The 25,789-nt window shown below is 77.6% G+C and carries 20 protein-coding genes and 1 pseudogene; 15 read left to right on the forward strand and 6 right to left on the reverse strand.

The annotated features are described in order from the left end of the window. The first annotated feature begins 278 nt into the window (after positions 1 to 278). Entirely contained in the window at positions 279 to 1,874 is a 1,596-nt protein-coding gene (locus Q0848_RS02785; protein ID WP_299034439.1) for a sugar transferase, read from the forward strand. A gap of 144 nt (positions 1,875 to 2,018) precedes the next feature. Here the strand turns inward: Q0848_RS02785 and Q0848_RS02790 are convergent, their stop codons facing one another. Then, positions 2,019 to 3,401 (reverse strand): UDP-glucose/GDP-mannose dehydrogenase family protein, encoded by a 1,383-nt coding sequence (locus Q0848_RS02790; protein ID WP_299034442.1) that lies wholly within the window; start codon positions 3,399 to 3,401, stop codon positions 2,019 to 2,021. Positions 3,402 to 3,664: 263 nt separating this feature from the next. Here Q0848_RS02790 and mtrA point away from each other — a divergent pair. From mtrA to Q0848_RS02825, 7 genes and pseudogenes are all read left to right on the forward strand, one after another. Continuing rightward, positions 3,665 to 4,333, forward strand: a pseudogene (gene mtrA, locus Q0848_RS02795) (MtrAB system response regulator MtrA); the annotation flags it as partial. Positions 4,334 to 4,415: 82 nt separating this feature from the next. Next, positions 4,416 to 6,179: an MtrAB system histidine kinase MtrB gene (gene mtrB / locus Q0848_RS02800; protein WP_299034445.1), complete on the forward strand. Its 1,764-nt coding sequence runs from the start codon at positions 4,416 to 4,418 to the stop codon at positions 6,177 to 6,179. Then, positions 6,172 to 8,013, forward strand: a complete 1,842-nt coding sequence (locus tag Q0848_RS02805) for an LpqB family beta-propeller domain-containing protein (RefSeq protein ID WP_299034448.1) — start codon at positions 6,172 to 6,174, stop codon at positions 8,011 to 8,013. Before mtrB ends, Q0848_RS02805 begins: the two co-directional genes overlap by 8 nt. Positions 8,014 to 8,187: 174 nt before the next feature. Then, entirely contained in the window at positions 8,188 to 9,087 is a 900-nt protein-coding gene (locus tag Q0848_RS02810) for a ComF family protein (RefSeq protein ID WP_299034451.1), read from the forward strand. Positions 9,088 to 9,583: 496 nt separating this feature from the next. Continuing rightward, on the forward strand, positions 9,584 to 10,357 hold the full coding sequence (gene raiA / locus Q0848_RS02815) for a ribosome hibernation-promoting factor, HPF/YfiA family (RefSeq protein ID WP_299034454.1): 774 nt from the start codon (positions 9,584 to 9,586) through the stop codon (positions 10,355 to 10,357). A gap of 289 nt (positions 10,358 to 10,646) precedes the next feature. Further along, positions 10,647 to 11,453: a response regulator transcription factor gene (locus tag Q0848_RS02820; protein WP_299034457.1), complete on the forward strand. Its 807-nt coding sequence runs from the start codon at positions 10,647 to 10,649 to the stop codon at positions 11,451 to 11,453. A 146-nt stretch (positions 11,454 to 11,599) separates the two neighbouring features. Further along, positions 11,600 to 12,892: a winged helix-turn-helix domain-containing protein gene (locus Q0848_RS02825; RefSeq protein ID WP_299034460.1), complete on the forward strand. Its 1,293-nt coding sequence runs from the start codon at positions 11,600 to 11,602 to the stop codon at positions 12,890 to 12,892. Positions 12,893 to 13,137: 245 nt separating this feature from the next. On the opposite strand, the gene Q0848_RS02830 is transcribed toward Q0848_RS02825, so the two are convergent. Further along, positions 13,138 to 14,280 carry a GNAT family N-acetyltransferase gene (locus tag Q0848_RS02830; protein WP_299034463.1) on the reverse strand — a complete coding sequence of 381 codons (1,143 nt, stop codon included), beginning with the start codon at positions 14,278 to 14,280 and terminating at the stop codon, positions 13,138 to 13,140. A gap of 142 nt (positions 14,281 to 14,422) precedes the next feature. On the opposite strand from Q0848_RS02830, the gene Q0848_RS02835 reads away from it, so the two are divergent. Further along, on the forward strand, positions 14,423 to 14,707 hold the full coding sequence (locus Q0848_RS02835; RefSeq protein ID WP_299034464.1) for a GNAT family N-acetyltransferase: 285 nt from the start codon (positions 14,423 to 14,425) through the stop codon (positions 14,705 to 14,707). Positions 14,708 to 14,864: 157 nt separating this feature from the next. Next, on the forward strand, positions 14,865 to 17,594 hold the full coding sequence (gene secA / locus Q0848_RS02840; protein ID WP_299034525.1) for a preprotein translocase subunit SecA: 2,730 nt from the start codon (positions 14,865 to 14,867) through the stop codon (positions 17,592 to 17,594). A gap of 24 nt (positions 17,595 to 17,618) precedes the next feature. Here secA and Q0848_RS02845 read toward each other — a convergent pair whose 3' ends face one another. Together Q0848_RS02845 and Q0848_RS02850 are read right to left on the reverse strand one after the other, a co-directional pair. Further along, entirely contained in the window at positions 17,619 to 18,266 is a 648-nt protein-coding gene (locus tag Q0848_RS02845) for an Rv3235 family protein (protein WP_299034466.1), read from the reverse strand. Further along, the gene (locus Q0848_RS02850; RefSeq protein ID WP_299034468.1) at positions 18,263 to 19,168 is read right to left on the reverse strand and encodes a LysM peptidoglycan-binding domain-containing protein; all 906 of its coding nucleotides are present in this window, start codon (positions 19,166 to 19,168) and stop codon (positions 18,263 to 18,265) included. The genes Q0848_RS02845 and Q0848_RS02850 overlap by 4 nt, the downstream gene beginning before the upstream one ends. Positions 19,169 to 19,325: 157 nt before the next feature. Between Q0848_RS02850 and Q0848_RS02855 the strand changes: the two genes are divergently transcribed. Next, on the forward strand, positions 19,326 to 19,868 hold the full coding sequence (locus tag Q0848_RS02855; RefSeq protein WP_299034470.1) for a hypothetical protein: 543 nt from the start codon (positions 19,326 to 19,328) through the stop codon (positions 19,866 to 19,868). A 142-nt stretch (positions 19,869 to 20,010) separates the two neighbouring features. On the opposite strand, the gene Q0848_RS02860 is transcribed toward Q0848_RS02855, so the two are convergent. Further along, positions 20,011 to 20,274 (reverse strand): helix-turn-helix domain-containing protein, encoded by a 264-nt coding sequence (locus Q0848_RS02860; protein WP_299034472.1) that lies wholly within the window; start codon positions 20,272 to 20,274, stop codon positions 20,011 to 20,013. Between the two features lie 287 nt (positions 20,275 to 20,561). On the opposite strand from Q0848_RS02860, the gene Q0848_RS02865 reads away from it, so the two are divergent. The 4 genes from Q0848_RS02865 to Q0848_RS02880 all read left to right on the forward strand — a co-directional run bounded on the left by Q0848_RS02865 (position 20,562) and on the right by Q0848_RS02880 (position 25,184). Beyond that, positions 20,562 to 21,533: a hypothetical protein gene (locus Q0848_RS02865; protein WP_299034473.1), complete on the forward strand. Its 972-nt coding sequence runs from the start codon at positions 20,562 to 20,564 to the stop codon at positions 21,531 to 21,533. Continuing rightward, positions 21,526 to 22,944: a hypothetical protein gene (locus Q0848_RS02870; protein WP_299034475.1), complete on the forward strand. Its 1,419-nt coding sequence runs from the start codon at positions 21,526 to 21,528 to the stop codon at positions 22,942 to 22,944. Before Q0848_RS02865 ends, Q0848_RS02870 begins: the two co-directional genes overlap by 8 nt. Positions 22,945 to 23,139: 195 nt before the next feature. After that, positions 23,140 to 24,636, forward strand: coding sequence for a wax ester/triacylglycerol synthase domain-containing protein (locus tag Q0848_RS02875; protein ID WP_299034477.1), 1,497 nt, complete (start codon positions 23,140 to 23,142; stop codon positions 24,634 to 24,636). A 44-nt stretch (positions 24,637 to 24,680) separates the two neighbouring features. Then, the gene (locus Q0848_RS02880) at positions 24,681 to 25,184 is read left to right on the forward strand and encodes a DUF6912 family protein (RefSeq protein WP_299034480.1); all 504 of its coding nucleotides are present in this window, start codon (positions 24,681 to 24,683) and stop codon (positions 25,182 to 25,184) included. Positions 25,185 to 25,276: 92 nt separating this feature from the next. On the opposite strand, the gene Q0848_RS02885 is transcribed toward Q0848_RS02880, so the two are convergent. Then, positions 25,277 to 25,783, reverse strand: coding sequence for a DUF2505 domain-containing protein (locus Q0848_RS02885; RefSeq protein WP_299034483.1), 507 nt, complete (start codon positions 25,781 to 25,783; stop codon positions 25,277 to 25,279). Positions 25,784 to 25,789 lie beyond the last annotated feature (6 nt).

The following is a 25,789-nucleotide window of genomic DNA, read 5'->3' on the forward strand; positions in this document are numbered from 1 at the left end:
GCGCGATCTTGTCACGCGGGGCCTGCGCGCGAGGAGGTGCGCGCACCGGTGACAGCGGGTTCACCCGGCTGCGACGCCGGGCGCCCGGACGCGCAGTGCGAGGCACGCTCCGTGAGCGGAAGACGACGAAGAAGTCCCCCGGACCAGGAGTTCCGCTTCCACCGTGACGAACGCGTCGTCTGCCCGTAACCTGGCGACTTCAGCGAGACACCGGCGTCCGCACCTGAACGTGATCTCGAGATGCGCTCCCCGAGCGCCGGTGATGGAGGACGCAGCCCATGGACGCACGTCAGGGAGCTCCTGCGCTCGAACGGGTGCCGCGCCCCTCGCGACCCACCACCCCGCCCGGCGCGTCGGGCGCCGCACCGCTCGACCCCGCGCCGGCCGGGACGCGGACGGCCCCGGGCGCGAGCGCCGCGGGCGCCTCGCCCGTCGCCGCCGCGCTGCGGTCCCAGGACCCGCGCGACGCCGGATGGGTGCGCCGCTACACGCGCAGCCTGCCCCTCGTCGACGGCGGCGCCGCTCTGGTGGCGGCGCTCGTGGGCTACGCCGTGCGCTTCGGGCAGCCCGACTCGGCGAGCTGGTGGTGGGCCATCACGCACCAGCCGGCCTGGTCGGTGCTGCTGCTGCCGCTCCTGTGGGTCGCCGCCGTCGCGGTGATGCGGGGCTACGAGTCCCGCTTCCTGTTCAGCGGCCCCGAGGAGGTGCGCCGCGTCGGCTTCGCCGGGGTGAGCGTGGTCGCGGCCGTGTCCACGACCGCCTTCGCCTTCGACCTCCAGGTCGCCCGCGGCTACGTCGTCGTCGCCCTGCCGCTGGCGCTGCTGCTCACGCTCCTGGCCCGGCTGGCGATGCGCCGCCGCGTGCACCAGCTGCGCAGGGCCGGTCGCCGCACGGCGACCACGCTGGTGGTGGGGCGGGCCGAGAGCGTCCGCGACCTCGTCGCCCAGCTGGAGCGCGCCCCCCAGCAGGGCATGCAGGTCGTCGGCTGCTGCACCACCGCGTCCGCGGACGTCGACGGCCTCTCGGTGCCGGTGCTCGGCGGGTTCGACGACGTCGTGGACGTCGTGCGCCGCGACGGCATCCAGACCGTGGCCGTGCTGCCCTGCGCCGAGATGGACACCCGGCGGCTGCGCCGGCTCGGCTGGCGCCTGGAGGAGACGACGGCCGAGCTGGTCGTCGCCCCCGGCATCGCGGAGGTCGCCGGACCCCGCGTGGCCATCCGCCCCGTGGCCGGGCTGCCGCTGCTCCACCTCGAGCGCCCCGAGCTGCGCGGCGTCCGCGCGCTCGTGAAGAACGTCATCGACCGCGTGGGTGCGGCGCTGGGCGTCGCGGTGCTCGGACCCGTGCTGGTCGCCCTCGCCGTGCTGGTGAAGCGCTCGGGCCCCGGGCCCGTCTTCTTCCGCCAGGAGCGCGTGGGCGAGGACGGCCAGCACTTCGACATGCTGAAGTTCCGCAGCATGGTGGACAGGGCCGACGAGAAGCTGCCCGAGCTCATGGTGGCCAACGAGGGCAACGGCGTCCTGTTCAAGATGAAGGGCGACCCGCGCATCACGCCGATCGGTCGCGTGCTGCGCCGCTACTCCCTCGACGAGCTGCCCCAGCTCTTCAACGTGCTGAAGGGCGAGATGTCGCTCGTCGGGCCGCGTCCGCCGCTGCGCTCGGAGGTCGACCGCTACCGCCCCGACATGCACCGCCGCTTCGCCGTCAAGCCGGGGATCACCGGCCTGTGGCAGGTCAGCGGCCGCTCGAACCTCTCCGCCGAGGAGTCCGAGCGCCTCGACGTGCGCTACGTCGAGAGCTGGTCGCCCGCGACCGACGCGATGATCCTGTGGAAGACGGTCGGCTCCGTCGTCAAGGGGCGCGGGGCGTACTGACCGGCCCCTCGACGCGCACGTCGGGGCTCGGTCCAGAGACGAGACCGGCCGGCGAGGACCCGAGGTCCTCGCCGGCCGGTCTCGTCTCTCGCCGAGCGCGAGCTCGCTGGCCGACCGAGGAGAGCCGGTCGGCCAGCGGCGTCCTCAGCGCGCCGCGCCGAGCCCGCGGTAGGTCCAGCCGGCCTCGCGCCAGGCGTCGACCGGCAGGCAGTTGCGGGCGTCGATGACGGTCGCGCCCGGCTTGGTCAGCTCCAGCAGGGCCGACGGGTCGGCGGTGCGGAACTCGGGCCACTCGGTGAGCACGAGCACGACGTCGGCGCCGGTGACGGCCTCCTCGGTGCTGGCGCCGTAGGTCAGCGACGGGAAGATCCGCTTGCCGGTGTCGCCCGCCTTGGGGTCGAAGACGACGACCTGGGCCCCGCGCAGGTGCAGCCCCGCGGCGACGTTGAGGGCGGGGGAGTCGCGCACGTCGTCGGTGTCGGGCTTGAACGCCGCCCCGAGGACGCCGATGCGCCGGTTGAGCACGCTGCCGCCGCAGGCCTGCACGGCCATGTCGATGACGCGCTGGCGCTGCCACATGTTGATCTCGTCGACGTCCTGCATGAGGTCGACGAGGGAGTCGGCGCCGAGCTCGCCGGCGCGGTGCATGAGGGCGCGGATGTCCTTGGGCAGGCAGCCGCCGCCGAAGCCGAGGCCGGCGTTGAGGAACTGCCGGCCGATCCGCACGTCGTGGCCCAGGGCGTCGGCGAGGACGGTGACGTCGGCGCCGGCCTTGTCGCACACCTGCGAGATGGCGTTGATGAAGCTGATCTTCGTGGCGAGGAAGGCGTTGGCCGACACCTTGACCAGCTCGGCGGTGGGCAGGTCGGTGGCGATGAAGGGGGTGCCGTCGGCGACCGCCCGCGCGTACACCTGGCGCAGCAGGTCGTCACCCCACTCCGAGGCGCCGCCGACGACGACGCGGTCGGGGGTGAGCGTGTCCTGGACGGCCTTGCCCTCGCGGAGGAACTCGGGGTTCCAGGCGAGCTCGACGCGCAGGCCGGCGGGGGCGATCTCGCGGACGCGGGCGGCCAGCCGGGCGCCGGTGCCGACCGGCACGGTCGACTTGCCCACCAGGAGGGCGTCGTGGGTCAGGTGCTGGGCGAGCCCCTCGAAGGCCGCCTCGACGTAGCGCAGGTCGGCGCCGTTGGAGCCCGGGCGCTGCGGGGTGCCGACGCACACGAAGTGGACGTCGGCGAAGGCGGCCGCCTCCGCGAGGTCGGTCGTGAAGCGCAGCCGGCCCGAGTCCACCCCGCGCACGAGCAGCTCGGGCAGCCCGGGCTCGTAGAAGGGCACCTCGCCGGCGGACAGCGCCGCGACCTTGGCGGGGTCGACGTCCACGCCGACGACGTCGAAGCCGAGCTCGGCCATCGCCGCGGCGTGCGTGGCGCCGAGGTAGCCGGTGCCGATGACGCTGAGGCGGAGGCGCCGTCCGGTGGCCGGCTCGACGGTCTCGTCGGTGGTCGGGGCGTCGGTCTGCTCGGTCATGGTCTCTGCTGTCCTCCGGGGTGGGCTGGGCGCGCGGGCGGTTCGGCGCACCGTCGCGCCCGCGGCAGCATGTCACCCGGGCTCGCCGCACCGCGCGTCCGCAGCGGGTCGGCGGGCCCTCACCGGCCCGATCTCCGCACATCGGGTGACGCGCGGCCGAGCGGGCGCGACGGCGGCGGAGGAGCAGCGGGGACGGGCGCTGGTCGCCGGCCTCCGCGCACCGGCTCGGGGGTGGTCCGCGCCGGGGATGACAGCATGGCCCCATGACCCCTCGCGTCCTCGTGGTCGACGACGACACAGCGCTCGCGGAGATGATCGGCATCGTGCTGCGCGGTGAGGGCATCACCCCCACCTTCTGCGCCGACGGGTCCGGGGCCCTCGCGGCCTTCCGCGAGGACAAGCCGGACCTCGTCCTGCTCGACCTCATGCTGCCGGGCGTCGACGGCATCGAGGTCTGCCGCCGCATCCGGGCGGAGTCCGACGTGCCGATCGTCATGCTCACGGCGCGCAGCGACACCACCGACGTCGTCGCCGGCCTGGAGTCCGGGGCCGACGACTACGTGCCCAAGCCGTTCAAGCCCAAGGAGCTCGTCGCGCGGGTGCGGGCGCGCCTGCGCCGCACCGAGGACGAGGTCCCCGAGACGCTCCGCGCCGGCGACCTCGTCATCGACGTCGCCGGGCACTCGGTCTCGCGCGGGGACCAGCAGATCGCCCTGACCCCGCTGGAGTTCGACCTCCTCGCGGCCCTGGCGCGCAAGCCCTGGCAGGTCTTCACCCGCGAGGTGCTGCTCGAGCAGGTGTGGGGGTACCGGCACCAGGCCGACACCCGCCTCGTCAACGTCCACGTGCAGCGGCTGCGGAGCAAGATCGAGCACGACCCCGAGCACCCCCAGGTCGTGCTCACCGTCCGGGGCGTCGGCTACCGCGCCGGCGCCGGCGCGGTGAGGGCCGAGGACGCCGCGGCCCCGTCGGCCCCGTCGGCCGGCGCGGGGGCGGCGGACGCGGGCTGAGCGCGTGGCGGGGCGCGTAGCGCGGCGTCTGAGCGCGGCGGGCACCGGGGCGGCGCAGCGGTGGCGCCGCTCCCTGCAGGTGCGCGTGGTGGGCCTGACCGTCGCCCTGTCCGCCCTGACCATGGCGGTGGTCGGCGGCTTCCTCGCCGACGCCATCAGCGAGCGCCTGTTCGACGCGCGCCGGACCCAGGCGTTCGAGGAGGCCGCGGTGGGAGCGCGCGCCTTCCAGGAGCGGCTGGACCAGGCGGACGTGCCCACGTCCGTGGAGCTGCAGCAGTTCCTGGCCGACAACCGCGAGCAGCTGGAGTCCGTCGGGGGCGAGGGAGCGGCGGGCATCCTCCTGCTGCGGGTCCCGGAGAGCCGGGCGTCGGTCACCGTCACCGGCATCGCCAGCGACGGCCTGACCCCCGGCCTGCTGCCCGACGCCCTGCGCGACGCGGTGCAGACCAAGGACGCGCAGCAGGCGGCGCCGGTCCCGCTGCCGAGGGGCGAGGGCAGCGTCCCCGCCCTCGCGGTGGGCCAGCGGGTCGACCTCGCCCTGGCCGGCGAGCACGAGCTCTACTTCGTCATCGACCTGTCGCGGGAGCAGGCGACGCTCGACGCCGTCCAGCGCGTCCTCGTCGTCGGCGGGCTCCTGCTCGTGCTGCTGCTGGGCGGCGTCGTCTCCGTGGTCACCCGTCTCGTCGTGCGGCCCGTGCGGGAGGCGGCGGAGGCCGCCGCGCGGATGTCGGCCGGCGACCTCGACCAGCGCGTCGACGTCCGGGGCGAGGACGACCTCGCCGCCCTGGGGCGCTCCTTCAACGAGATGGCCGGGTCCCTGCAGCGGCAGATCACCCGGCTGGCGGCGCTCTCGCACCTGCAGCAGCGCTTCGTCTCCGACGTCTCCCACGAGCTGCGCACGCCGCTGACGACGATGCGGATGGCGGGGGAGGTGCTGCACGAGGCCCGCGGCGACCTCGAGCCCGCGGCCTCCCGGTCGGCGGAGCTGCTGATGACGCAGCTCGACCGCTTCGAGGCGCTGCTGGCCGACCTGCTCGAGATGAGCCGCTTCGACGCCGGTGCCGCGGCCCTGGACGCCGAGCCGGTGGACCTCCGGGCGCTCGTCGTCCGCGTCGTCGAGCACGCCGAGCCGGTGGCCACGGCCCAGTCGGTGGCCGTGGAGGTCTCGGTGCCGGCGGAGCCGGTGACGGCGGAGGTCGAGGCCCGCCGCGTCGAACGGGTCCTGCGCAACCTCGTCCTCAACGCCGTCGAGCACGCCGAGGGGCGCCCCGTCGAGGTCGAGCTGGCCGCCGACGAGACCGCGGTGGCCGTGCTCGTGCGCGACCACGGCATCGGGCTGCGGCCCGAGGACGCCGAGCGGGTCTTCGACCGCTTCTGGCGTGCCGACCCGGCCCGGGCCCGCACGACGGGGGGCAGCGGGCTCGGGCTGGCCATCGCGACGGAGGACGCCGTCCTGCACGGCGGCCGCCTCGAGGTCGTCGGCCAGCTCGGGCTCGGGGCCGCCTTCCGCCTCCTGCTGCCGCGGACGGCGGAGGGCGACGTGGGCATGTCCCCCCTGCCGATGCCGCTCGACCTGGCCCCCGCGGCCCCTCCGGACCACCCCTCGGCCCCCAGCGTCCTCGTCGAGACCCTGCCGGGCGTGGTGCTCGTCCCCAGCGCCGCGGGCTCGCCCGGCGCGTGGGGGGACGCCGGCACGGAGGCGGCCGCCGACGCCATCGCGACGGCGTCCCTGCCCGTCGTCCCGCCCCCGGCCGGGCGTCGTGGCTGACCGCGGGACGGGCGCCGGGCGCGCGGGTCGCCGCGCCGCGGGCGGGGGGAGCGCCCGGTCCGGCGCGCGGGCGCCGCGCGCGGCGGCCGCCCTCCTCGCCGTCCTGCTGCTCGTCACCGGCTGCGTCGACCTGCCCCGCGACGGGGCGGTCTTCGAGGGCCCGGCCCAGCTGGCGCCGAACCCCGTCCCCCGCCTCCTGGCGGACCCCCCGCGCGAGGGGTCCTCGCCGGAGGGCGTCGTGGAGGGCTTCCTGCGCGCGTCGGCCGCCTTCGACGACGACTACTCGATCGCCCGCCTGTTCCTCACGCCGACCTCGGTGAAGTCCTGGCGCCCCACCGAGGGGGTCGTCGTCGTCGGCGCCGGCGGCCTCGTCGTGGGCGACGTCGACTCGCCGGTCCCGTCCTCCGACGCGGGCGGCCCGGAGCCCACGGCCACGCAGGGCTCTGTGCGCACGGTGCGGGTGACGGCGCCGCTCGTCGGCGAGGTCGACCGCGACGGCCGGTGGACCACGGCGCCGCCCCGCAGCTCCTACGCCGTCGAGCTCGAGGTCGTGCGCGTCGACGGGGCCTGGCGGGTCAGCGACCCGCCGGACGAGGTGGTCCTGGACTCGAACGTGTTCCGGCAGATCTACCGCGCCTACCCGCTGCAGTTCCTCGACCCCTCCCGGTCGGCGCTGGTCCCGGAGGTGCGCTGGTTCCCGGGGCGCTCGCCGAGCGCGACGCGCCTCGTCGCGGAGCTGCTCGAGGGGCCCTCGCCCTGGCTCGCGGACGCCGTGACCACGGCCTTCCCGCCCGGCGCGGTCCTGCTGAGCTCCCCGGCGGCGGTGCCGCTGGACCCCGCGGGGACGGCGGTCGTCGACCTGTCGGTGCAGGCGCGGGACGCGGACCCGCAGCAGCGGGCGCTCATGCGGGCCCAGCTGCGCGCCACCCTGCGGTCCGTGCCGGGCGTGCGGGACGTCCAGCTCTCCGCCGAGGGCAGCGCCCTGCAGGTGCCGACCGCCGACCCGGGCCTCGTGGACGGCACCGCGCTCGCGTCGGCGCCGGTGGTCCTCTCCGGCGGGCGGCTCGCCCGTCTCGACGGCGACGGCGCGCAGGTGGTCCCGGACCTCCTGGACGTCTCCGCCCTGCTGCCGAGCGACCCCGCCGCGGGGGTCGGCGGGCTCTTCGCGGTGCTCGTGCAGCAGCGCAGCCAGCTGCTCGTGGGCCTGCCCGAGGAGCCCGGCGGCGCCGGTGACCCGGGGCTGCGGACCGTGCTGACCGGGGACTCCCTCGTGCCGCCCAGCGTCGACCCGAGCGGCTGGGTGTGGACCACGCCGGCAGCCGTGGAGGGCGGCCGGCTGCTGGCCGTGGACGCCAGCGGCGAGGTCGTGCGCGTGCGGGCCCCGTGGCTCGCGGGGCGCCGCGTCCTCGCGCTGCAGGTCTCGCGCGACGGCGCCCGCGTCGTGGTGGCCTCGCTCGAGGACGGCGCCGCGCACCTGGACGTGGCCGCGGTCGTGCGCGCCGGGGACGGCGCGCCCGAGCGCCTCGAGGTGCCCGAGCGCTCACCGCTGCCCGGTCTCGCGTCCGTCACCGACGTGGGCTGGGCGGACCCCGTCACGGTCGTCGCGCTGGGAGCCCTCGCGGAGGGCTCCCAGCAGCTGCTGCGGGTGGTGGTCGACGGCTCCTCCATCAGGACCTCCGACGTGCCGGAGGGGGTCGAGCGCCTGACCACCGCCGAGGGCGCCGTGCGGGTCCTGCTCGACGCGCCGGACGGCGGGGTCCTGGAGCCGGCTGGGCAGGCCTGGGTCGTGCGGCCCGGCTCCGAGACCTCGACCGACCCGTCCTACCCGGGCTGACGCCTCCGCGCACCGGCTCCCACCTCCGCGCCCCCTCCTCCGCGCACCGACCCCGCGCCTCGTCCGGCCCCCGGGCACGCCGGGGCCGTGCGCTCTCCCTGTGGACGGCGCCCGTCGTCCCCAGTCCCGCCGCCGCGAGCCGGCGCCGGGGCCGGGGCGACCACGCTGGCGCCCGTGAGCACCACCGCCCGCCACGCCCCGCCGCCCGGGCCGGCGCGCGCCGCGCTGACCGCCCTCGGCCGGCTGGTGTGGCCGGTGGACTGCCCGGGCTGCGAGCGCGAGGACGTGGCCCTCTGCCCGACCTGCCGGTGGTCCCTCGCCGCCCCGCCCCTGGGCCGGGTCGAGCACACCGCGCCGGGCGCGCCGCCCGTGCGCGCGGCGGCCCGCTACGACGGTGCGCCGCGCCGGCTGCTGCTGGCGTGGAAGGAGCGGGGGCGCCACGACCTGTCGCCGGTGCTCGCCGACGCGCTGCGACGCGCGGGGGAGGGCGCGGTCCTCGCCGCCGTGCGCGACGGCGACGGGGCCGAGACCCTCGCGCTCGTGCCGGTGCCCTCCACCCGGGCGGCCGTCCGGGCCCGGGGCGACGACCTCGTGGCCGACCTCGCCCGGCGGTGGGCCCGCTCGCTGCGGCACCGGGGCGTGCGCGTGCGGGTCGAGCCCGTGCTGGCGCTGCGGGCCGGCGCGGGGGACCAGGTGGGGCGCACGGCGACCGAGCGCGCGGCGGCCCGCCGCGGAGCGCTGCACCTGCGCGGGCGCCCCCCGGCCCGGTGCCTCCTCGTCGACGACGTCGTCACCACGGGCTCGACGCTCGCCGAGGCCGCCCGGGTCCTGTCCGGCGTCGGCACCCGCGTCCTGGGCGGTGCCGTGGTCCTCGCGGCACCGCCTCCCGGCACCGCCCGGCGGGGCGGGAGCGGGCCAGGCCCCGACCTGTCGAGACACCTCCGGCGACGGTTGGTGACCGATCGTCACGAGCCCCGGTCGGCGGCCGCGAGGCGACCGTCGGCGCGCGAGGTGCTCCGGCGCGCCGAGACCGTCTGCGGCTCAGGGCCGGCCGCGCCAGGTCACGCGCCGTGACCGGGACGGGGACGGTCCCGTCCTCGCCCCTCCCCGTGCGCACCCGGCGGCTCGTGGGCGGAGGGCACCCGGACGGCGGGCCGGGGTGTCGCCGCCGCCGGATGGCCGCTAGCGTCCCGACATGGAGCTCCACCGGCGGTCGTCCCCGGGCTCGGCGCGCGCCCGCGACACCCGCCGGGCGACGTCGGCCGTGCGGCGCCCCGGGCACCTCGTCGCGCGGGTCCTCCGCCCTGAGCCCCTCCGCCGCGAGCGCTCCGGCGGCGGGGACCCCCGCGCCCACGCACCCGGTGCCGAGGCTCCTCGCGATGACGCCCGGCGCCCCGACGCGACGCCGGCGCGGCCGCTCGCCCCCCTGCTCCCCGGGCGCCTGTCGTCCGGGGCTCGCTCCCTTCCCGCACCGTCGCGGGGAGGTGGTGCCTGAGCACCGAGCGACCGCCGCCACGGCCAGGACGCCGACGGCGGCGGGGCGAGTCCCACCCCCCACGCAGGAGGACCGATGGAGATCACGCTCACCAGCCGCCACACGACCGTGCCGGAGAGGTTCCGCCGTCACCTCGAGGAGAAGCTCGCGAAGGTCGAGCAGATCGCTCCCCGCGCCGACCGCCTCGACGTCGTGGTCAGCCACGAGCCCAACCAGCGCCAGCCGCAGAGCTGCGAGCGCGTCGAGCTGACGCTGCGCCACCGCCGCGAGGTCGTGCGGGCCGAGGCGTGCGCGGACGACGTGCACGGCGCCCTGGACCTGGCCGAGGAGAAGCTGCTCGAGCGGCTGCGGCGCCTGCGCGACCGCCGCAAGGTCCACCACGGCCGCCAGACGCCGCCGTCGGTGCGGCGCGGCGTCCCGGTCGACGGCGCCGACCTCCCGCCGCTGGCGGCCGTCCCCGAGGGGGCTGCGAGCTCCGAGGTGCCGGACGCCGCCCCGCCGGAGCCCGACGACGCGGCGGCGGCGGACGTCGCCACCGTCGTCGGCACGCTGGGGGCGGGCGAGGAGGACGAGCACGGCCTCGCCGACGCGGTCGGCGCCTCCCCGGTGCGCATCCGGGAGAAGACCCACCTCGCGCACCCGATGAGCGTCGACGAGGCGCTCGCACAGATGGAGGCGCTCGGCCACGACTTCTACCTGTTCCTCTGCCGCAGCACGGGAGCCGTGAGCCTGGTGTACCGCCGTCGCGGCTGGAGCTACGGCGTCATCCGGCTCGAGGAGGCGCCCGAGGAGGCGGCTCCCGACCCGGCGGACCAGGAGCTCGTGGCACCGGAGCGCCTCGGCGCCTGAACCTCCTCGGCCCCCAGGAGGGAGCGCCGGACGCACGAGACCGCGGGCCCGCGGTGCGGTCGCAGCGACCGCACCGCGGGCCTCGGTGCGATCCGGACCGAACCCCACCCAACCGCCCGGCTCGCGGCGGCGAAGAAGTCGGACACCGGTCCTTCGCGGCCCCGGGGCTGGGCGCGCTCAGGCCGTGGCTCGATCGTGACGATCCGGTGGAGACGGGTGGGGGCGTGCGCTGGCATGCTCCTGCGGGCCACCGGCGCGCGACGAGCGGGCCGGCACGGACGGGAGGACCATGGACGTCGCCAGCCGGAACACGGAGGTGGCCGGGGGCTCGGACGCCAGGAGCCGAGTCGACGGCCGACGCGCCTGGGAGGACGGCGGCCGGAGCTCCTCGGCGGTGGTCGCGCGCGTGGAGCCCTCCGCCGCCGACCCGATCAGGGTGCTCGTGGTCGACGACCACGTCCTGTACCGCCGCGGCCTGGAGCGCGTCCTCGAGCTCGACGACGACATCGTCATCGTCGGGGAGGCCAGCGACGGCAGCGAGGCCATCGCCCGCGCCGAGGAGCTGCTCCCGGACGTCGTGCTGATGGACGTGCGCATGCCCCGGCGCAGCGGGATCGAGGCCTGCGCGGCCATCCGCGAGGTGGCGCCCAGCACCCGGATCGTGATGCTGACCATGAGCGAGGACGAGGCCGACCTCTTCAGCGCCGTGCAGGCGGGGGCCAACGGCTACCTGCTCAAGGACGTGCCGCCCGAGGAGGTCGCGGCGAGCCTGCGCGCCGTCCACGGCGGGCAGTCCCTCATCAGCCCCTCGATGGCCAGCCACCTCCTCGCCGAGTTCGCCGCGCTGAGCCGTCGCGGCCCGGTGACGCCGGACGCCCCCGCCGTCCCCGCACCCCGGCTGACGGCCCGGGAGCTCGAGGTCCTGCGCCTGGTGGCTCGCGGCCGGTCGAACCGCGACATCGCCGGAGAGCTGTGGATCTCCGAGAACACGGTGAAGAACCACGTGCGGAACCTGCTCGAGAAGCTGCAGCTGCACTCGCGCATGGAGGCGGCCATGTACGCGGTCAAGGAGAAGCTGCTCGAGCCCGAGGCCTGAGCGGGTTCGGGGTCTGCGCCAGCCCCGAGGTCCGGGCCAGCCCCGAGGTCCGGGCCAGCCCCGGGGGCTAGGGGCCGGGCGCCACGGGCACCCGGGCCGGGGTCGGGCGGGGGCGCGGACCGCAGGGGCGTGGCAGCATCCCCGCCGTGGTGAGCAGCGCACGGGCGGCGTCGTCGCCGGGCGGTCGCCGGCGCGAGGTCCTCACCGCGGCCCAGGCCCGCCGGACGGCGCTGGCCGCGCAGGGGTTCACCGACCCGCGACCGGCTGGTCCTGCGACCGTGCGGCACCTGCAGCGGGTGCTCGACCGGGTCGGGCTCCTGCAGATCGACTCGGTCAACGTGGTCGCCCGCAGCCACCGCCTGCCGGTCTTCAGCCGGTTGGGCCCCTACGACGACGACCTGCTGCGCCGCGCCGCCGAGCGCCCGCCGCGGCGGCTCGTCGAGTACTGGGCCCACGAGGCCAGCCTCGTGCCGCCCCGCACCCACCGGCTGCTGCGCTGGCGGATGGCGCGCGCCGCCGAGGAGGCGTGGGGCCGCTACCGGCGCATCCTCGCCGAGCGCCCGCGGCTGCTGCAGGACGTGCTCGACGTCGTGGGTGACGGCGGGGCGATGACCGCCGCGCAGGTGACGGCGCGGCTGCACCCGGGGGCGCCGCGCAGCTCGGCCGGCTCGTGGATGGTCCCGCCCACGGACGCCGTCCTGGCCGGTCCCGCACGGGACGTGAAAGCCGCCGCGGAGCAGCTGTTCTGGTCCGGCGAGCTCTCGGCCGCCGGGCGGACGCCGCAATTCGAGCGGCGCTACGACCTCCCCGAGCGGGTCCTGCCGCCGGAGGTCTCGTCGGCTCCCGACCTGCCGGAGGCCGACGCCGTGCGGGAGCTCGTGGCCCTCTCGGCGCGCAGCCTGGGCGTGGCCACCGAGGCGCACCTGCGCGACTACTTCCGGCTGCGGCCCGCCCAGAGCCGCCGCGCCGTCGAGGAGCTGGTCGAGGACGGCGTCCTCGCCCCCGTCGCCGTCCGGGGCTGGGCGCGCCCGGCGCTGCTGCACCGCGACGCGGCCTTCCCCCGGCGCGTGAGCGGTCGGGCGCTGCTGTCCCCCTTCGACTCCCTCGTCTTCGAGCGCTCCCGGACGCAGGCGCTCTTCGGCGTCCGGCTGCGCCTGGAGATCTACGTGCCCGCGGCCCAGCGCGTGCACGGGTACTACGTGCTGCCGCTCCTCCTCGACGGCGAGCTCGTCGCGCGGGTCGACCTCAAGGCCGACCGGTCGGCGGGCGTCCTGCGCGTGCAAGCCGCGTGGGCCGAGCCGCACGCGCCCGAGCACGTCGCCGACGAGCTGGCCGGCGAGCTCCGCTCCACGGCGAGCTGGCTCGGCCTGGACGACGTCGCCGTCGCCGGCCCCGGTGACCTGGCTCCGCGCCTGGCCGAGGCCCTCGCGCGCACCTGAGCCCGGCACCTCGTCGCCTCTCTGCCGTCGGGTGCGCCCCCGGACGGCGGAGTGACGACGAGGTGCCGGGAGAGGCGGCCCTCGGACGGCACAGTGACGACGAAGTGCCGGGAGTGGCGCCCCCGGAGGGCACAGTGACGACGAAGTGCCGGGAGTGGCGGCCCCCAGACGGCAGAGAGGCGACGAGGTGCCGGGAGGGGCGCTCTCGGACGGCGAAGTGACGACGAAGTGCCAGCAGAGGCGCGTCAGGCGGGCGGCAGGTCCTGGGCGCGCAGGACGAAGCGGTCCAGCGTCGTCGGGCCCTGCTCGGGGAGCCCCGGCGCCAGGTCCCAGCCGGCGCTCGCGAAGCCCGCGCGCTGCGCGACGGCGCGGCTGGGCGCGTTGCCGGGCTCGGCGCGCAGGAGGACGGCGGGCAGGCCCAGTCCGCCGACGTCCGCCGGCAGCAGGGCGTGGCGCGCGGCTGCCCGCACCCCGCTCGTGACGACGCCTCGCCCGCGGGCGTCCGGGTGCGCCCAGTACCCCAGCTCCGCGGGGCGCCCGCCCTGGCCCAGGCCGAAGAGGGTCACGGAGGCCAGCGCCAGGTCGGTGCGCGCGTCCGCCGCGCACCAGCCGACCGCGTGCCCCTCGGCGGCGCCCAGGCGCGTGCTCTCGACGAAGCCGGCGGCCTGCTCCGGCTCGTAGGGGTCCGGCAGGTGGGGCAGCCACTGCCGGGTGAGCGGGTCGGTGCACGCCTCCACGACGCGGGGGACGTCCTCGTCGGCCCACGGGCGCAGGACGACGTCGCCGAGGTCGACGCGCGGCACGTCGAGCCAGGTGGTCGCGGGGGTGGTCGGGTCCCCGGCGCACCAGGTGCCCGTCCAGCAGTCGCGCAGCTGCCCGCGCTGGGCCTCCGCCCGGCGGACGGTGCCCTCCACGCGGAAGCCCGTCGCCCACGCGACGCGCCGGCTCGCCCAGTTGCCGACGTGGGCGCTCCAGCGCACCGCCTCGCACCCGTGCTCGGCCGCCCACGGCAGCAGGGTGCGCAGCGCCGCCGAGAGGACGCCGCGACCGCGGTGGCCGGCGTCCAGGCCGAAGCCCACGGAGAGCACGCCCGGGGTCGCGGTGGTGCGCAGGCCCACGTTCCCGGCGTGCGCGCCGTCCACCTCGAGCGCCCACGTCAGGACGTCACCGCTCGCCCAGCCCGCCGGGACGACCTCGAGGACGAAGCGCTCGGCGTCGGCGCGCCGGCTCGGCACCGGCACGGTCGTCCACCGCGCGAAGGTCTCGTCGGTGGCCGTGGCCAGGACGGCGTCGACGTCGTCCGGCCGGTACGCGCGCAGGAGGACGCCTCCCGCCGCGAGCAGCTCGGGCGGTCGGTCGGGCGTCGCCCGGGCGCTCGGGGTGGTCACCGGGCGACCCTGCCGCGCCCTGCGCCCCTCGGGCAACGAGGTTCCCGTCGGTCGCCCCCTGACCGGGTCGGCTCGGGGCGGGCGTCGCCAGGGAGAGCGCCCGAGCGGGCGCGCGGGGCCCGCCGGAGGCAGGGTGGCGCGCATGGCGACGCAGACGACCGTGGACCGGCGCGAGGACAGCTACGTCCTGCTGGACGGCGACGAGGAGGTGGTGGTGCTGGCGTTCGAGCCCGCGGGCGAGGGCGTGGTGGCGCTGACGCACACGGTCACCCGCGAGGACCGCCAGGGCGAGGGGCTGGCGGGCCGGCTCGTCGGCGCGGTGCTCGACGACCTGCGCGGGCGCGGGCTGCACCTGCGCCCCGACTGCGCGTACGTCGCCTCCTACCTCGAGGACCACCCCGACCAGCAGGACCTCGTCGCCGGCTGACGCGCGCCCCAGCGCCTCCCGAGCTCGTCCCGCGACTGCGAGGCGTGACCGTCGGCACGCCCTGCGTGCGTAGCATGACGGCCGACCTGACCAGCGCCGCGGGAGCCCGACAGGGCGCTCCGCGCGCGCGGACGACGAGGGAGCGCGCGACGTGGGGATGCTCGAGAAGCTGCTGAGGGCCGGCGAGGGCCGCTCGGTCAAGCGGCTGCAGGGCCTGGCCGACCAGGTCAACGCCCTCGAGGAGGACTTCGAGAAGCTCACCGACGCCGAGATGCGCGAGGAGACCGAGCGCTTCCGCGAGCGCATCGCCGACGGCGAGTCCCTCGACCACCTGCTCCCGGAGGCCTTCGCCAACTGCCGCGAGGCGGCCCGCCGCAGCCTCGGCCAGCGCCACTTCGACGTCCAGGTGATGGGCGGTGCCGCGCTGCACCTCGGCAACATCGCCGAGATGAAGACGGGCGAGGGCAAGACGCTCGTCGCGACGCTGCCGGCCTACCTGAACGCCCTCACCGGGCGGGGCGTCCACGTCATCACGGTGAACGACTTCCTCGCGTCCTACCAGAGCGAGCTGATGGGGCGCGTCTTCCGCTTCCTCGGCGTCAGCTCGGGCTGCATCACCGACGGCATGCGGCCGGAGCAGCGGCGCGAGCAGTACGCGCTGGACATCACCTACGGCACGAACACCCAGTTCGGCTTCGACTACCTGCGCGACAACATGGCGTGGCAGACGAGCGAGATGGTCCAGCGCGGCCACGCGTTCGCGATCGTCGACGAGGTGGACTCGATCCTCATCGACGAGGCGCGCACGCCGCTCATCATCTCCGGCCCGGCGCAGGGTGATGCCACGCGCTGGTACGCCGAGTTCGCCAAGGTCGCCCGCGGTCTCACGATCGAGCAGGACTACGAGGTCGACGAGAAGAAGCGCACCGTCGGCGTGCTCGAGAGCGGCATCGAGAAGGTCGAGGACCGGCTCGGCATCGACAACCTCTACGACTCGGTGAACACGCCCTACGTCGGCTACCTCAACAACGCGGTGAAGGCCAAGGAGCTGTTCACGCGCGACAAGGACTACGTCGTGCAGGACGGCGAGGTCCTCATCGTCGACGAGCACACCGGGCGCATCCTGTCGGGCCGCCGCTACAACGAGGGCATGCACCAGGCCATCGAGGCCAAGGAGGGCGTGGAGGTCAAGGCGGAGAACCAGACGCTGGCGACCATCACGCTGCAGAACTACTTCCGCATGTACGACAAGCTCGGCGGGATGACGGGCACCGCCACGACGGAGGCGGCCGAGTTCCAGGGCACCTACAAGCTCGGCGTCATCCCGATCCCCACCAACCGCGACATGCAGCGCATCGACCAGGCCGACCTCGTCTTCAAGACCGAGGAGGCCAAGCTCGACGCCGTCGTGGAGGACATCGCCGAGCGCCACGAGGCGGGCCAGCCCGTCCTGGTCGGCACGACCAGCGTGAGCAAGAGCGAGCGGCTCAGCGCCCAGCTGGCCAAGCGCGGCGTGCGCCACGAGGTGCTCAACGCCAAGCACCACGCCCGGGAGGCGGCCATCGTCGCCATGGCGGGCCGCAAGGGCTCCGTGACCGTCGCCACCAACATGGCCGGCCGCGGCACCGACATCATGCTCGGCGGCAACGCCGAGTTCCTGGCGGTCAGCCGCATGCACGAGCAGGGCCTGGACCCGGCCGAGAAGCCCGAGGAGTACGAGGCCCTGTGGCCGCAGGTGCTCGCCGAGGCCGAGGACGCCGTGCGGTCCGGTCACGACGAGGTCGTCGAGCTCGGCGGGCTCTACGTGCTGGGCACCGAGCGCCACGAGTCGCGGCGCATCGACAACCAGCTGCGCGGGCGCTCGGGCCGCCAGGGCGACCCGGGGGAGTCGCGCTTCTACCTCTCCCTGCGCGACGACCTGATGCGCCTGTTCAACTCCGGCGCCGCCGAGTCGCTGATGTCGCGCACCGGCTTCCCCGACGACATGCCGCTGGAGTCCAAGGTGGTCAGCCGGGCGATCCAGAGCGCCCAGGGCCAGGTCGAGGCCCGCAACTTCGAGATCCGCAAGAACGTCCTGAAGTACGACGACGTCCTCAACCGCCAGCGCCAGGTCATCTACGACGAGCGCCGTCGCGTGCTCGAGGGCGAGGACCTGCAGCAGCAGGTCGCCCACTTCGTCGAGGACGTGGTGACCGGCTACATCACCGCCGCGACGGCGGACGGCTTCGCCGAGGACTGGGACCTCGACCAGCTCGTGACCGCCCTGGGGACGCTGTACCCGATCAGCCTGTCGGTGGCCGACCTCGAGGAGGAGGCCGGCGGCCGCAACCAGATCACGCGCGAGCTGCTCCTCGAGGAGGTGCTGAGCGACGTCAAGCTGGCCTACGAGCGCCGCGAGGAGCAGCTGGGCGAGGCGGCGACCCGCCAGCTGGAGCGCCGCGTCGTCCTGTCGGTGCTGGACCGCAAGTGGCGCGAGCACCTCTACGAGATGGACTACCTGCAGGAGGGCATCTCGCTGCGCTCCATGGCCCAGCGCGACCCGCTCGTGGAGTACCAGCGCGAGGGCTACCTGCTCTTCACGGCGATGATGGACGCCATCAAGGAGGAGTCCGTCGGCTACCTCTTCAACCTCGACGTGCAGGTGCAGCCCCCCGCCCCGGAGGCCGCGGCGCCGACCGGCGCCCTGGGCGCCGGCATCGCGGCGGCCGCTCCCCAGCTGAGGGCGAAGGGGCTCGACACCCCGCAGACGCCGCAGCGCCTGGCCTACAGCGCCGGGTCGGTGGACACCGAGGACGGCGTGGAGCAGAAGATCGAGAACGCCGACGGGACGCGCGTCTCGGGCGACGGCAACCGGGCTCAGCGCCGGCAGGGGCGCCGCCAGGGCTGAGCCGCCGGCGCGTCCGCGCCCGGCTCAGCCGACCTCGACCGCCGTGGCCCGCCAGCGGCGGTCCCAGCCCTCGAGGCGCATCGCCACGGCGCGCACCCGCTCGCCGTCGACGACGACGGCGGAGGCCTCGACCACGCCCTCGGCCGGGCGGCAGACGCGCACGCGCCGCACGACGGCGGGGCGCCCGGTGCGGGCGGGGCCGCGGGTGCCGGCGCGCGGCCGGCGCAGGCGGGCCGCCAGGGCCGCCCGGCGGACGAGGCCCTCGTGCACCTCCAGCGTCGTCCAGCGGACCAGCTGGGCCGCCGGGCGGTGCCCGGAGAGCACCTCCACCACGGCGCCCGCGAGGGCCGCGCACGTGGCCGTGGGGTCGGAGAGCTCCTCGTCCGCGCTGGGGCGCGCCGCGACGACCGGGTCGACGTCGCAGGCGCCGGGGCGCGCGGAGCGCCCGGAGGTCAGGACGAGGACCTGCTGACCGGCCGGCTGGGACGCGTCGGCCAGACCGGGCCGGCCCACTCCCGCCAGCGGCGCGGGCTCGGTGCTCGGGACGGGGGCCAGGCGCACCCGCGGGGCGCCGGTGGCGTCCGGCACGGCCGTCGGGGTCGCGGCGCAGCCCGCCGGTCGCGCCCGCCGCGGGCGGGGAGGAGCGGCGGCGGTGCTCACCGGCGCGCTCACGGGAGGTCTCCTGCGGCCGGCGCGGTCCGCCCCGGGGGCACGAGCCGCTGGCCGGGCAGGAGGTGGTCGGGGTCGTCGCCGACGACCGACCGGTTGGCCTCGTGCCAGGCCGGCCACGCCGCGGCCACCTCGGCGTCGTCCGCGCCGGCGGGCAGGGCGCGGCGGGCGATGTCCCAGAGGGTGTCGCCGCGGACGACGACCACCTCGCCGGGGCGCTCGCGGCCGTCGTCGGCGGCCCGGGGCTGCGGCACGACCAGGGAGGCCGCGGCGTCGACCGCCGCGCTGGTCGGGCGCGGCGGCGGCGAGGGGCGCCACGTGACGTCCGGCACGCCCTCCGGGGCCTCCGCGGTCCCGGACGCCGCGGCGACGACCGAGGTCGGGTGCTCGGGCGACGTCGCGCCGGCTCCCGCGGCCGGGTCTCCTCCGGCCGGGTCTCCTCCGGCCGGGACGCCGGCGACGGCGGAGCTGACGGAGACGGCGGGGGTGGCCGCCAGGGCGGGGCCGGCCGCAGCCACCGGTCCGGCGCCGAGCGCGATCACGAGCAGCCCGCGCAGGACAGACGGCAGGAGCCGCTGGGCGACCCGGGCGAGCGCGGAGGCCGCTCCGGCGCGCGGGGCCAGCCGCGCGAGCGCCACCAGGGCCGCCGCGAGCGCCCAGGTCGCCGCCAGCGCGCCACCGGCTCCGGCGGCGAGGCCCACGAGCAGGTCCTCCGCCGTGGTGGCGGGGGAGGACGCCGACGCGAGGGCGGGCAGGGCCGTCACGAGAGCGCCGGCTCCGAGGGCGCCGAGGACCGCGGCGACGGCGAGGACGCCCAGGGCCCTGCCGCGGCCCGCGCCGCAGCGCGAGCTCTCCTCGGGCGGTGCGGGGGGAGCGGGGTCCTGCGGGACGGCGGTGGAGGGCACGGCGTCTCCTCGGGTCGGCACGCCTGCGGCGTGCGTGGTCCAGCTGCTGGGGCTGTTGTAGACCGCGGACGGTGTTGCTGGCCATCGTTTGACGCCGTTTGCTGTCGATCACCACTCGTCAGTGTCCGTCCGTCCCCCCTGCGGGTAGCGTGCGGCCGTGCGCTGGGAGCGGCTCTTCGCAGACCTCGAGGCCCAGCTGGACGAGACGACGGCGGTGGACCTGCGGGCCGAGGTGGCGGACCGCACCCGCGCCGAGCAGGCCGACGTCTGGCTGGCGGACCGCCTGCGCGCCGCGGCAGGGGGCGAGGTGGTCGTGCACCTGCGCGACGGCGCTGTCGTCGCGGGCCGCGTCGAGGACGTCGGCCCCGAGTGGGTGGTGCTCTCGAGCGCGCGGGGCCAGGCGCTCGTGCCGCTGGGGGCGGTGGGCTCGGTCGCCGGTCTGCCGCGGCGCGTCGCGGTGCCGGCGGGGGAGGTGCTGCGCCGGCTGACCCTCCGCTCGGCCCTGCGGGCGCTCGTGCGCGACCGCGCGCCCGTGCGCGTGTCGGTGCCCGGGGCCGAGCTCGCGGGGACGCTCGACCGCGTCGCCGGCGACCACGTCGACCTCGCGCTGCACCCGGTCGGGGAGGCGCGGCGCCCCGGCGCCGTCCTGGAGGTGCGCGCCGTCCCGCTCGCGGCGGTCCTCGTCGTCCGCAGCGCCTGAGGCGCGGTGCCCGGGACGGAGCGCCCGGGACGGAGCGGCGGGGACGGAGCGGCGGGGACGGAGCGGCGGGGATGGGTCGGCGGGGACGGGGCGGCCCGGGACTCAGCGCTCGGGACTCAGCGGAGGGAGCGCGGGGGCGGGGTCAGCGCCCGGCGCGCTCCCCGGGAGCGCCCGACCGGGTCGCCTCGTCGGCGTCCTCCAGGCCGCCCCGCTCGACGAGCGCGCGGGTCTGGGAGTACATGCGCTGGATGTAGTCCTCGAGCTCGGTCGTCTCCACGCGCCACTGGCCGCGCCCACCGACCTTGATGGCGGGCAGGTCGCCGGAGCGCACGAGGGCGTAGGCCTGCGCGGAGGAGATGCTGAGGATCTCCGCGACGTCCGCCAGCGGCAGGAATCGGGCGGGCACGTCCCCTCCTCGGGTCGGGCCTGCCGGCCCGGGGCCCTGTGCCCCGCCGGCGGCTGCGGCGCGGAGTCTGGCACGCGGTCGGAGGACTCCGCGGCTCGGTCGGGTGAGCCTGTGGACGACGCGCCGGCAGCGGGCGCGGGCGCTGGCAGCATCGCGCCGTCGCACCTCGGCGCCGGTGCCGGGTGCGCAGGACGCGATGCAGCGGCACCGACGGCGCGGAGGAGGACGACGTGGCGGACCTACCGGGGGCGGCGAGGGCGGGCTCAGCGCCCGCACGGAGGGTCGCGATGCCGTCCTGGAGGGACCCGCGGCTGCTCGTCGGCGTCCTGCTCGTGCTGGCGGCCGTCGTCGCCGGCGCCCGGCTGGTCGCCGCGGCCGACCGCACGGTGCCGGTCTACGCGGCGGTGGAGGCGCTGACGCCGGGCGAGGCGGTGGGCGCCCCGCAGCTCGACGTCGTGCGGCTGCGCCTCGACGGCGGGGCCGGGGCCGGGGCCTACGTCTCCGCCGAGGAGCCGCCCGCGGACGGCCTCGTCGCCCTCCGGGGCGTGGGGGCGGGCGAGCTCGTGCCCGCGGTCGCCCTCGGCTCGGCCGACTCCCTCGACGTGCGCCCGGTGGGCGTGCCCGTCCAGGGCGCGCTCCCGAGCGGGCTCGTCCCGGGCGCCCTCGTGGACGTCTGGGTGACGGCGGTCGACCTGGCGACGCCGGGCGCGCTGCTCGAGCCGCGCCGCGTCGTCGCGGCCGCCCCCGTCGCCGAGGTCGACGCCGACAGCGGCGCCCTGGGCTCCGCGGCCACCACGACCGTCCAGGTCCTCGTCGGCACGCAGGCCCTGCCCGACGTCCTCGCCGCCCTCGCCGCCGACGCCCGCGTCCACCTGGTGCTCACGCCCGGGGGCGGCTCGGCGGACGACCCGGGCCCGGCGCCGGCGACCGGCGGGGCGACGGGCGGCGGCGACGCCGCACTCCCACCGCCGGCGACCCCGGCCCCCTCCGCGAGCGCGGTTCCGAGCGCTCCGGCCGCCACCGCGCTGCCGGACGGCGGAACGGCCGTCCCGGACGACGCGCCGTCGGCCCCGGCCCCGGCCCCGGCCCCGGCCCCGGCCCCGGCGCCACCGGCCGGCGGGCCGGTCGTCGAGGGCGCCCCGCCCGCCGTGACCGCCCCGCCCGCTGCCGCCACGGCTCCGGAGACCCCCGCCCCGGCGGGGGCGGCGCCAGCGGCTCCCGGTGGGGACCCGGCCGTCGCGGGGAGCAGCGGTGGGTGAGACGGGGGTGCTCGTCGCGGTCACCGGGGCGTGGGAGGCCCCCCTGGTCAGCGCGCTGGAGCGCTCGCGCTCGCTGGTCGTCCTGCGCCGCTGCGCGGACCTCGCCGAGCTGCTGGCCGTGGCCGCGACCGGGCGCGCCGGCGCCGCGCTCGTGTCGGCCGACCTGCACCGGCTGGACCGGGCCTCGGTCGCGCGGCTGACCTCCGCCGGCGTGGTGGTCGTCGGTCTCGCCGCACCCGCGGCCCTGCGCGAGCAGGAGCCCCGGCTGCGGGCGCTCGGGGTCTCCGCCGTCGCACCGGTCGACGCGTCCGCGGGCCAGCTGGAGGAGCTGGTCCTCGCGGCGCAGCGCGAGCCCACCCCGTCCGGGGCCGCCGACGCCCTCGCCCGCACGGGCTCCTCGCAGGAGCAGGACCGCCGTGCCCGCGCGGGCACGGCCGACCCCGCCGACGCCCTCGAGGCCGTCGGCCCCGAGGAGCCGCACCCGGTCGAGGACCCGCTGGGCCTCCCGGAGCCGCCGGTGCCCGGCGCGGCGCCCGGCCGCCTCGTCGCCGTCTGGGGACCTCCGGGCGCACCCGGGCGCACCACCGTGGCGACCGGCCTCGCCGCGGAGCTGGCCGCCGCGGGCGAGGAGGTCCTGCTCGCGGACGCCGACACGCACGCCGCCAGCGCGGCGCAGGTGCTGGGGGTGCTCGACGAGTCACCGGGGCTCGCGTCCGCCTGCCGCTCGGCGGGGTCGGGCGTCCTGGACGCCCGGGCGCTGGCGCGCGCCGCGGTGCAGGTGGCGCCGCGCCTGCGGCTGCTCACGGGCGTCACGCGCAGCGCGCGGTGGCCCGAGCTCGCCCCCGCCTCCCTCGAGCGCGTGTGGGAGGTCGCGCGGGAGCAGGCTCGCTGGGTCGTCGTCGACCTCGGCTCGCCCCTGGAGGCCGACGAGGAGCTGACCTACGACACCGCGGCCCCGCGGCGCAACGGGGCGGCGCTGAGCGCGCTGGCGGCGGCCGACGAGGTCGTCGTCGTCGGGGCCGCCGACGCGGTGGGCCTCCAGCGGCTCGTGCGCGGCCTCGCCGAGCTGGCCGAGGCGGTGCCCTCGGCCGCACCACCGTTGGTCGTGGTGACCCGCGTGCGCGCCTCCGCGGTCGGCTCCCCGCCGGAGGCGCGGGTGCGCGACGCCCTGCAGCGCTTCGCCGGCCGGCAGGACGTGGTGCTCGTGCCCGACGACCGGCCGGCGCTCGACGCCGCGCTGCTCGCGGGGCGGACGCTGGTGGAGAGCGCGCCGCGCTCGCCGGCCCGCCTCGCGCTGGCGGGGCTCGCCGCGCAGCTGCGGCGCGCCGGCCCCGGGGGGCGCGAGGGCGCCGAGGTCGCCGCGGCGCGCGCGTCCTCCCGGCGCCGGCGCGGGCGGCGTCGGGCCGGCTGAGCGGCGCGGCGCGGCGCGGCGCGCGGGTGGTGGACCACCGCGCCGCGTCCCGCGGGGTGTGGGGCACCCTGGCCGGGCGGACCGGCACCACCGGTCCGCACCCGGGGGACCGGACCCGGACGACGAGACACGACGACGAGACACGACGACGAGACACGACGACGAGACCCGGACGACGAGACCCGAGGGGGTGCGGTGCCCGACCGGCTGAGCGCGCTGGACGCGTCCTACCTGTACCTGGAGGACGGCGCCACCGTCATGCACGTCGGCTCGGTGATGGTGCTGGAGGCGCCGCCCGAGGGCTTCGACGTCGAGGACCTCGCCCGCTCCGTCGAGGCCCGCATCGCCTACATCCCGCGCTACCGGCAGCGCGTGCGCAGCGTGCCCGGCCACCTGGCCAACCCCGTCTGGGTCGACGACGAGCGCTTCGACCTGGCCCACCACGTGCGCCGCACGGCCCTGCCCCGCCCGGGCTCGCGCGCCCAGCTGACCGAGCTCGTCGCACGGGTCCAGCCCCGGCGGCTGGACCGCACGCGCCCCCTGTGGGAGGTCTACCTCGTCGAGGGCCTGGAGGACGGCGGCCTGGCCATCATCACCAAGACCCACCAGGCGATGGTCGACGGCGAGGCGGCCGTCGACCTCGGCCAGGTCCTGTGGGACGACGCCCCGAGCGCCGCGGCCCCGCCGGGGACGACGTGGCGCCCCTCGCGCGAGCCCTCGCTGGTCGAGCTCGTGACCGGTGCCGTCGTCGACGCCGTCCGCCGCCCCCCGCAGGTGCTCGACACGCTGCGCTCCGGCGCGGGGGACGTCCGGGCGACCCTGCGCCGGGCCGCGGGCACGGCCACCGGCCTGGCGCGGGCCGCCAGCTCGGCCACGGGGCCGCAGGGCAGCCCCCTCGACGTCGTCGTCGGCGAGCAGCGCCGCTTCGCGGTCGTGGACACCGACCTGGAGGACTACCGGGCCGTCCGGCGGGCCCTGGACGACGGGCCGCGCCGACGCCGCCCCGCGGCCCAGCCCCGGGCGGCCGGGGAGCCGGCGCAGCTGTGGCCCCGCACGGACCTGCACGACGTGGTCCTCGCCGTCCTGACCGGCGCCCTGCGCGCCTGGATGCTGGCGCGGGGGCTCGGCGTCGGCCCCTCGACGGTGGTGCGCACGCTCGTCCCGCTGAGCGTCGAGGCCCCGGAGGAGGAGCCCGGTCTCGGGTCGGTGCTGCCGGCCACGCACGTCGTCGGCCACCTCGTCGACCTGCCCGTCGGCGAGCCGGACCCGGTCGTGCGCCTGCAGCAGGTCTCCTTCGCCATGCGCCGCGGCTCGGGCGGCCGCCGCGTCAGCGCGCGCGAGCTCGCCGGGGTCGCCGGCTTCGCCCCGCCCACGCTGCACTCCCTGGGGGTGCGGGTCGCCGGCTCGCTGAGCCACCGCGTGTTCAACCTCGTCGTCACCGACGTGCCGGGCCCGCAGCATCCGCTCTACGTCGGGCCGGTGCGCCTGCGGGCGGCCTACCCCGTGATCCCGCTCGCCGCGGGGCAGGGCCTGGCGGTGGGCGTCAACAGCTACGACGGGGCGGTGACGTTCGGGCTCAACGCCGACCGGGACGGCGTCCCCGACCTCGACGTGCTGGCGGGGTGCGTCGCAGACGCCCTGGCGGAGCTCGTCGAGGTGACCGGCGCGGTCCCCGGCGCCCGCTCGCGCTGACGCCGACTGCGCCGGGCCGACCCGGGCGGGGGCAGGATGGGCCCGTGCGCGTCTACGTCCCGGCCACCCTGCCGCTGCTCGCCGCCTGGCTCGACGCCGGTTCCGCCACGGCGCCGCGCGCGCGGGCGGTGACGCCGGCGGTGCGGGAGTGGTACTCCGGCGGCGACGAGGAGGAGCTGGAGTTCTCGGCGCTGCTCGACGCCGCTACGGACTCCCTGGCCCTGCTGGCCGAGGACGGCACCGCCCCGCGCCGCCGGCTCGTGCTGGCGGCGGACGTGCCCGACGGGGACGTCCGCGCCCTCGGCGGCCCGCTCGACGACGAGCCCCCCACCGCGGTCGAGCTGGCCCGGCCCCTGCCGCTGAGCGCGGTGGTCAGCGCCCACTGCGACGAGCCGGACGCGCAGGAGGCCGTCCGTGCTGCCGCGCAGGCGCTCCCGGCAGCGCGGGCGGGCGACGAGGACGCGGCCTTCGTCGTGGACGGCGCCGAGGACGGCGACCTGCTCTGGTACGACGCCCGCGAGCTGGGCGCGCTCCTGGGCGACGGCTGAGCCCGGCGCTCGTCCGGGCGGGCCGGTCGCGGGCGCCGAGCGGCGTCGCCACCGCGCCGTCCCGGGGCTGGGGAGGGTCCGGCGACGGGGCCTCAGCCCGCGTGCTCGGCCAGCCAGCGCCGGCCGAGGGCCTCCTCGCTGCGGATGGCGTCCTGCACGAAGGGTGCGGCCGCCTTCTCGAGCGAGCCGCCGATGAGCGGCACGGAGGCCTTGAGCTCGCCCTCCATGGTCTCGGTGCAGGCGTCCGGGCCGTCGGCCCGCAGGCGCAGCGACGTGCGCACGGTGAGGGGGGCGCCGACGAGGTCCATCGTGGTGGTCCCGGTCCGGGAGCCGTCGGCCGCCGGGGCCTCCCAGGAGTCGACCTGGACCATCTCGACGGTCTCGCCGACGAAGCGGCGGGCCGCCTGCGGGAAGTCCGTGGTGGGCATCGTGCGCGTGCTGCGGACGACGAAGGCGCCCTCGGGAGACCCCTCGACCTCCGCGCTGTGCGCCACCGGGTGGGTGGCCTCGTCACGGGCGTCGACGAAGCCGGGGTCGGCGAGCATCCGCGCCACCTCGGCGGCGCTGGCGGGGTAGCTGACGTCGGCGGAGAGGCGCATGCCTCG

Origin of the sequence: uncultured Pseudokineococcus sp. (assembly GCF_947495735.1) — a bacterium.
Taxonomy (GTDB): Bacteria; Actinomycetota; Actinomycetes; order Actinomycetales; family Quadrisphaeraceae; genus Pseudokineococcus.